This window comes from Sphingomonas bacterium (assembly GCF_903643065.1).
Classification (GTDB): domain Bacteria; phylum Pseudomonadota; class Alphaproteobacteria; order Sphingomonadales; family Sphingomonadaceae; genus Sphingomonas.
Window position 1 is genome coordinate 1 of record NZ_CAHJWX010000295.1, and the last position, 3,767, is coordinate 3,767.

The following is a 3,767-nucleotide window of genomic DNA, read 5'->3' on the forward strand; positions in this document are numbered from 1 at the left end:
CGGCCCGACGACGCCGAGGCCGATGGCGCCTGGGTGGCGGACCTGCTCGGCGACGACCTGCCCGGTGGGGGCGCGCATCTGGTCGGCCATTCGTTCGGCGGCTGCGTCGCGCTCGCCGCCGCGGCGCGGCGTCCGGACGCGGTGCGCTCGCTGACGCTGATCGAACCGGGGATGCAGAAGCTCGCGATCGACGACCCGCGCGTCCGCCGCTTCGTGCTGAAGCTCGTGGGCACGATGCTCTTCTCGTTCACGGCCGCGCGCCGCGCCAGGCGCTTTGCCAAGCTGGTCGGCATCCCCGACGGGGTGCGAGGCGGGTCGAGCCCCGAAGAGCTCAAGGCGATGGGCAAGGGCATCGCCAAGCTCAAGGTGCCCGACGCCGCGACCTTGCAGCGCGAGCTGGAGACGTTGAAGTGCGCCGGCATCCCGCTGCTGGTCGTCACCGGCGGCTGGAGCCCGGCGTTCGACGCGGTCGGCGAGCGGGTCGCCTCGGTCGGCGGCGGGCGGCACGAGATCGTCGCGTCACCCAACCACTTCCCCAATCTCCAGCCCGCGTTCAACCCGCTGCTGACGGCGTTCCTGCGCGCCGCCGAGGCTCGGGCCCCGAATGGCGCGCACCGGACGTAGCCGAGGATCGATCATGAGACATGCCGCCGCCCTTCTGACCCTGCTATCGATCGGCGTCCCGGCCGCGGCCGCGACGGTGACCGATGTCGTCACCCGCTCGGGCCCGGTCCAGGGCGTGGCGTCGGACGCGGGCATCGTCGCGTTCAAGGGCATCCCCTATGCCGCGCCGCCGGTGGGGCCGTTGCGCTGGCGCTCGCCGCAGCCCGCGGCGGCATGGACTGCCCCGCGCGACGCGACGCGGTTCGGCACGCCCTGTTTCGCCTCGCCGCTGCCCGGGCCCATGCAGGCGCCGCCGCAGAGCGAGGATTGTCTGACGCTCAACGTCTGGACGCCGCCGGCGGCGGCGAAGGCCGTCAAGCGCCCGGTGATGGTCTGGATCCACGGCGGCGGGTTCGAGTTCGGTTCGTCGGCGCAGCCCGGCTATGACGGCACGGTGCTGGCGAAGCACGGCGTGGTGGTCGTCAGCTTCAACTACCGGCTCGGCGTGCTCGGCTTCCTGGCGCACCCGGCGCTCGACCGCGAGGGTCCGGGGTCGGGCAATTTCGGTGTGCAGGATCAGGTCGCGGCGCTGCGCTGGGTGCGCGCCAACATCGCCGCGTTCGGCGGCGATCCCGCCAACGTCACGATCTTCGGCGAGTCCGCCGGCGCGCATTCGGTCGGCCTGCTGATGGCCTCGCCGCTCGCCAAGGGGTTGTTCGCCAAGGCGATCGCCGAAAGCGGCGCGTTCTGGGACAGCGAGCACGGCTCGCTGTCGACCCATGCCGAGGCGACTGCGCGTGGCGTTGCCTTCCAGCAGCGGGTGGGCGCGGCCGATCTGGCGGCGTTGCGGGCGATGCCGGCCGATCAGCTCAACATGGCCGGCCGCTGGGACGTGCGGCTCGATCCCGGCACCACCGTCTTCTCGCCGAGCATCGACGGCTATGTGCTGCGCGAGGCGCCCGCCGCCACCTTCGCGCGCGGCGCCGCCGCCAGGGTGCCGCTGCTCGCGGGCTGGAACGCACGCGAGGAGACGCCGCTGTTCCTGCCGCGCGCGCTGCCGCACGACACGCCCGAGGCCTTCCAGGCGGGCGAGGCCTTGCTGTTCGGCGCCGATCGGATGGCGGCGGCGGCGGCGGTCTATCCATCGGCCGATCCGGCGCGATCGGCGGCGACGCTGGTCGGCGATCTCGTCATCGCCGAGCAGACCTGGGAGATGCTCGCGCTCCAGCAACAGGCACGCCGCACGGGCGTCTATGCCTATCAATTCTCGTTCACCTCGCCCTATTCGCCGATCGCCAACCACACGGCCGAGGTCAAATATGTGTTCGGCAACCTCGCGCCGCCCCCGCCCGGCCGTGGCGGCGACCTGCCGGGCGACGGCGACCGGGCGACGGCGGACCTGATGACGGCCTATTGGACCAACTTCGCGATCAAGGGCGATCCCAACGGCCCCGGCCTGCCGACCTGGCCAAGCTATGCCGGACCAGGATCGCAGGTCCTCGCCTTCACGCCGAACGGAACGGCGGCGGCCGGCGAGACAGGCACCGACCGGTTCCGGTTCATCCGATCGTTCCGCGACGCCGGCAAGTTGCCCGAGCGCTGGCGGACGGTGATGCCCTGACGCCGGGCGAGGCACGCCCGCTCTTCGCGACGTAGGAAAATCCGCGAAGAACGGGCGGCGGGAACGCGGAATTGCGGTAGGGGCGTGTTTTCGCAACGCGAGGGTCGTCCGGCATGGGCAAAGTCATCATCTCTCGACGCAGCGTGCTCGGGGGCGTGGCGACGGCCACGGTCGCGGCCGCGCCGGGCGCCCAGGCGAGGGCGATGCCGACCGTGCCTCCGCCGACGATGTCGGTGTCGTTCGGCGTGAACGGCCGGCGCCGGGTGCTGGAGGTCGACACCCGCACGACGCTGCTTGACGCGTTGCGCGAGCAGCTGCGGCTCACCGGCACGAAGAAGGGCTGCGACCATGGCCAGTGCGGCGCCTGCACCGTGCTGGTCGATGGCCGGCGGATCAACGCGTGCCTCAGCCTCGCGGTGATGCACGAAGGCGACGAGATCACCACGATCGAGGGGCTGGGCACGCCCGACCGGCTGCACCCGATGCAGGCGGCGTTCGTGAAGCATGACGGCTACCAGTGCGGCTATTGCACGCCCGGCCAGATCTGCTCGGCGGTGGCGGTGCTGGACGAGGTCAGGCGCGGCGTGCCGAGCCACGTCCAGGCGGACCTGCTGGCGCAGCCCCAGGCCACGAACCTGGAGGTGCGCGAGCGGATGAGCGGCAATATCTGCCGTTGCGGCGCTTACTCCAACATTGCCGAGGCAATCGCCGAAGTGGCAGGAGCCAGCACGTGAGAGCCTTCACCTATGAGCGCGCCAGGGACCCGGTCGCGGCCGCCCGCGCCGCCGCCATGCCGGGCGCCAGGTTCATCGCCGGCGGCACCAACCTGCTCGACCTGATGAAGCTGGAGATCGAGACGCCGACGCATCTGGTGGATGTCCAGGACCTCGGTTTCGACCGGATCGAGGCGACGCCCGAGGGCGGGCTTCGCATCGGCGCGCTGGTCCGCAACACCGACCTCGCCGCCGACGAGCGCGTCCGGCGCGACTACCCAGTGCTGACCCGCGCGATCGTCGCGGGCGCGTCCGGCCAGCTGCGCAACAAGGCGACGACGGCGGGCAATCTGCTCCAGCGCACCCGCTGCCCGTATTTCTACGACACCAACCTGGCCTGCAACAAGCGCCGGCCCGGCTCCGGCTGCGCGGCGATCGGCGGCGTGTCGCGCCAGCTCGGCGTCATCGGTGTGTCGGACCAGTGCATCGCCACCTTCCCCGGCGACATGGCGGTGGCAATGCGCGTGCTCGACGCCATCGTCGAGACCGTCGACGCCGACGGACGGCACCGCGCGATCCCGATCGCCGACTTGCACCGGCTATGGGGCGACCGGCCCGAGCAGGACACGATCCTGCGCCCCGGCGAGCTGATCACCGCCGTCACGCTGCCGCGCCCGCTCGGCGGCCAGCACTTCTATGAAAAGGTGCGCGACCGTGCTTCCTATGCCTATGCGCTGGTGTCGGTCGCGGCGGTGATCCAGCCCGACGGCAGCGGCCGCGTCGCGTTCGGCGGCGTCGCGCCGCGACCGTGGCGCGTCGAGGCGGCGGAC

General features: G+C 71.9%; 4 protein-coding genes. All 4 read left to right on the forward strand.

Going from position 1 to position 3,767, the window contains the following annotated elements; all coding sequences use genetic code 11:
• On the forward strand, positions 1-624 hold a 624-nt coding region (locus tag HUU95_RS10650; protein WP_174280092.1), incomplete at its 5' end, for an alpha/beta fold hydrolase.
• A 13-nt stretch (positions 625-637) separates the two neighbouring features.
• Complete coding sequence (locus HUU95_RS10655) at positions 638-2,224, forward strand: carboxylesterase/lipase family protein (protein WP_174280093.1); 1,587 nt, start codon at positions 638-640, stop codon at positions 2,222-2,224.
• A gap of 113 nt (positions 2,225-2,337) precedes the next feature.
• Positions 2,338-2,958 (forward strand): aldehyde dehydrogenase iron-sulfur subunit PaoA, encoded by a 621-nt coding sequence (gene paoA, locus HUU95_RS10660; RefSeq protein WP_174280094.1) that lies wholly within the window; start codon positions 2,338-2,340, stop codon positions 2,956-2,958.
• On the forward strand, positions 2,955-3,767 hold an 813-nt coding region (locus tag HUU95_RS10665), incomplete at its 3' end, for an FAD binding domain-containing protein (protein ID WP_174280095.1). The genes paoA and HUU95_RS10665, both read left to right, overlap by 4 nt.